The following is a 3,564-nucleotide window of genomic DNA, read 5'->3' on the forward strand; positions in this document are numbered from 1 at the left end:
ATACCAGGTCGTACTCCAGGCCCTTGGATTTGTGAATAGTCACGACCTTGACCAGTTGCTCATCGCTTTCCAGGCGCAGGATCTGCTCTTCACCGGCCTGCCCAGACAGTGCGAGATGTTCGGCCAGATGGCGGATCAGCGCCTGCTCACCGTCCAACTCCGACGCAGCCTGTTGCAGCAGTTCGCTGAGGTGCAGCAGGTTGGTCAGCACGCGCTCGCCATCACTGCGCGCGATCAGGGTTTGCGGCAGTTTGAAATCATGGAGCAGGCGTCGCAGCATCGGCAGCACACCTTGAGTGCGCCAGATCGCACGGTAGCCCCGGAACTGCATGACGCGGGTTTCCCACGCCAGTTCATCCTGGTTCAGGCGTTCCAGTTCCGGCAGCGATAGGTTCAAAGTGACACAGGCCAGCGCGGCACGCAGCGGGCGCTCGACGTCGGGCTCGGCACAGGCCTTGAGCCAGGCGAGCAGGTCGTGGGCCTCCTGGGCAGCGAAGACCGAGTCTTTGTCCGACAGATACACGCTACGCACGCCACGGGCAGCCAACTCGGCACGCACGGCTTGAGCTTCCTTGCCGTCACGCACAAGGATGGCGATATCCGACGGAAGCACGCCACTGAAGCTGCCGTCCGGTTGTAGGAAACCTGCGCTGCCTCGTTGCCCGCCATTGAGCAACTCAACAATCTGCGTGGCACAAGCGGCTGCCAGTTGTTGACGATAAACCGCATTGGAAACGGGTTGCTCAGTGGGCAGGTGCCAGAGATTCATGGCCGGCAGCGTCAGGCCATCGACCTGCAAATGTTCCTTGCGGCCTTGGGACAGCACCGAATGGAACGGTACGGGGTTTTCGCCATTCGGCTCACGGAACAGAAACGCGCCGCGACCTTTCTCCGCGCGCTGGAACACATGGTTCACCGCCTCGACTATCGCGTGGCTGGAACGGAAGTTGGTGCCCAGGGTGTGGTGACGGCCGGCGGTGGACTGACGGGCACGCAGGTAGGTGTAGATATCGGCGCCTCGGAACGCGTAGATCGCCTGCTTGGGGTCGCCGATCAAGAACAGACCGCTATCGAGGTGGTTTTCTTCGATGCGGTAGATGCTGTCGAAGATGCTGTATTGCACCGGGTCGGTGTCCTGGAACTCATCAATCAGGGCCACCGGGAACTGCTCGCGGATCACACTGGCCAAGCGCTCGCCGCCTTCGGCTTGCAGCGCGGCGTTGAGGCGGATCAGCATGTCGTCGAAGCCCATTTCGGCGCGTCGACGCTTTTCATCTTCGAAGCGTTTACCCACCCAACCGGCGGCGTGTTGCAACACAGCTGCATCGGGGGTTGGCAGTGCGTCGAGGGCGGCCTTGAGACCGGCCATCGCGTCAATGCCGGGGTGACGCGGTACCTCGCCCTTCCAGGCTTCGGCCATACCGTCGGGTGTCAGGCGGATGAAGCCGGTGCCAATATCAAGCTGCTCAAGAGATTCATCGGCGGCCCAGGCACTGATTTTTTCAAACCACGGTTCGAAGTAACGGGCCTGCATCTTGCGGCCATCAACGGCTTTAGCGGCGACGGCTTGCAGACAGATATCGCGCAGCTCGATGGCCCATTGTTGCCAGGGCGCCTTGAGCTGTATCAAGGCTTCACGACGCTCTTGCAGGCAGGCATTGATCAGCTCGGCCGGCCCACGGGTTTCGTCCGTCGGCCGCTCACTACCGAACAGTGCGCGTACCCGTGGCAACAACGCAGCCGGGCCTCCCCAGTGGTTGCGTACCCAATTCAGCGCATCGTCATGCATCGGGTAGCAGAACAGACGCCAGTAATCACGCAGCACTTCGCCGAGCAGGTCACTGTGGTCGGTTTCCAGGGTCTGGGTGAACAAGCTACCGCTGTCGAACGCGTGCTCGCGCAGCATGCGCTGGCACCAGCTGTGGATGGTCGAGACGGCGGCTTCGTCCATCCATTGCGCGGCAATATCCAGGCGATTGGCGCAGGCAGCCCATTGCTCGGGAAGGTATTGCTCGCGAAGGTCGGCGATCAGCGCATCCGGTTGCTGGATTTCGTCACGGAAAAAGCGCGCGGCTTCGGCCAGGCGGATGCGGATACGTTCGCGCAGCTCTTTGGTGGCAGCGTCGGTGAAGGTCACTACCAGGATTTGCGGCGGCAACAGTTCGCGGCCAAAGCCGGATTCTTCACCACCGTGGCCGAGTACCAGACGCAGGTACAGGGCGGAAATGGTGAAGGTTTTACCGGTGCCTGCGCTGGCTTCAATCAGTTGGCTGCCTTTGAGCGGGAAGGCCAAGGCCAGGGGTTTGCTGTTCATGCGCTGGCCTCCTCGCCCGTGAGTGATCGCCATGGAGCGTTGATCAGGGGGCGATACAGGGTTTCGCACCACCCTTCGAACTCTTCGCTGGCAATGAGTGTGGCGAAATCCGGGAACTGCCGCGTGAGCGCCGGGGTTTCGCGGCGTTCACCATCGGTATTTTGGCCATCGCCTTCGTAGGCCTTATGGGCGGCAGCCTGAGCCTTGGCAGGATCGGTCTGACCAAGCCAGGCGAATGCGGTCTTGACGGCTACCGGCAGCGGCTTTCGCATGCCGGTGTGCCAAGCCAGCAGCAGGTTGCCAAGGATTTCCTGGGCAGCGGACTTATCCAGCGGGGCCAGTAGCAAAGTGTCATCACTCGCCACCAGACCTGTACTGAGTGACAGGCCGCACGCGCACGCCACCACATGATTGACCCACGGACGAATCAGGCGATGCCACTTGCGCGTCTTGATCGAGCCGATGCTGTTGGGGATGGTGGTCACGCTTAGCAACCCGCCATCACTGCGCCGGTGCAGGCCACTGATCCAACCGTCCAACTGAATGCCCTGATGCTCAAAACTGACCGGCTCTGCCCCTGCGTGCGGGGTGGGCCAGAGGGCCAGCAGTTGTTGGTAGCGCTGCAGCAGATCGGGCAAGGGCTCGATCAGTTCGTCACGCAGGCGCTCGCCGAAACCAACCATGGGCAGCAGGCCACTGCCTTGCAGGCGCTGGGCCTGGGCGTTGAGGGCCTGGTCCACGTGATCGGGTCGGGCCAGTGCGGCGCTCAGCAAGCTGTCGCTGAGGCTGTAACGTTGAAGTGCATCGAGGACGAAAGGTTCTTCATCGGCCAAGGGGGCTTCGGCGGCCTCAAAGAACACTTTCAGACGTTGGCTGAAGAAATGCTTGACCGGGTTACGTAGGAAGTCCTGTAACTGGCCGAGGCTCAGGGGTTCTTCTTGTTGGTGATCGGCCAGTTCGTGCTCCTGTGCGACGGCGTCGGACACTTCGTGTAGCAACTGCCATTCGCGGGCGTAGCTGAACAGCGGGTCGCCTTCGTGGAAGTAGCGAGCGCTGAAGGGTTGGAGCGGATGCTCCTGGGTCATTGCATCGATAAGCGGTGTTTCTGGGTGTGCGTTCTGCCAGCCACTGGCGAGGTGGTCGCGCAGTTGGCCGATCAGTACCGAGGCCGGACGATCACTGTTGTCGCGGATGCTGCGACCGACCCAACTGATGTAGAGCTGGTCGCGGGCCGAAAGCAGTGCTTCGAG

Annotated in this window: 1 protein-coding gene and 1 pseudogene; both read right to left on the reverse strand. The window is 61.7% G+C overall.

Features of this window, described 5'->3' with window-relative positions:
• Positions 1–2,314: exodeoxyribonuclease V subunit beta (gene recB / locus ACRESD_RS08520; protein ID WP_431750519.1), on the reverse strand; the 2,314-nt coding region annotated here is incomplete at its 3' end.
• Positions 2,311–3,564 (reverse strand): annotated as a pseudogene (locus tag ACRESD_RS08525) (exodeoxyribonuclease V subunit gamma); the annotation flags it as partial. The pseudogene ACRESD_RS08525 and the gene recB, both read right to left, overlap by 4 nt.

The organism is Pseudomonas sp. (assembly GCF_050739995.1).
Lineage (GTDB): Bacteria > Pseudomonadota > Gammaproteobacteria > Pseudomonadales > Pseudomonadaceae > Aquipseudomonas.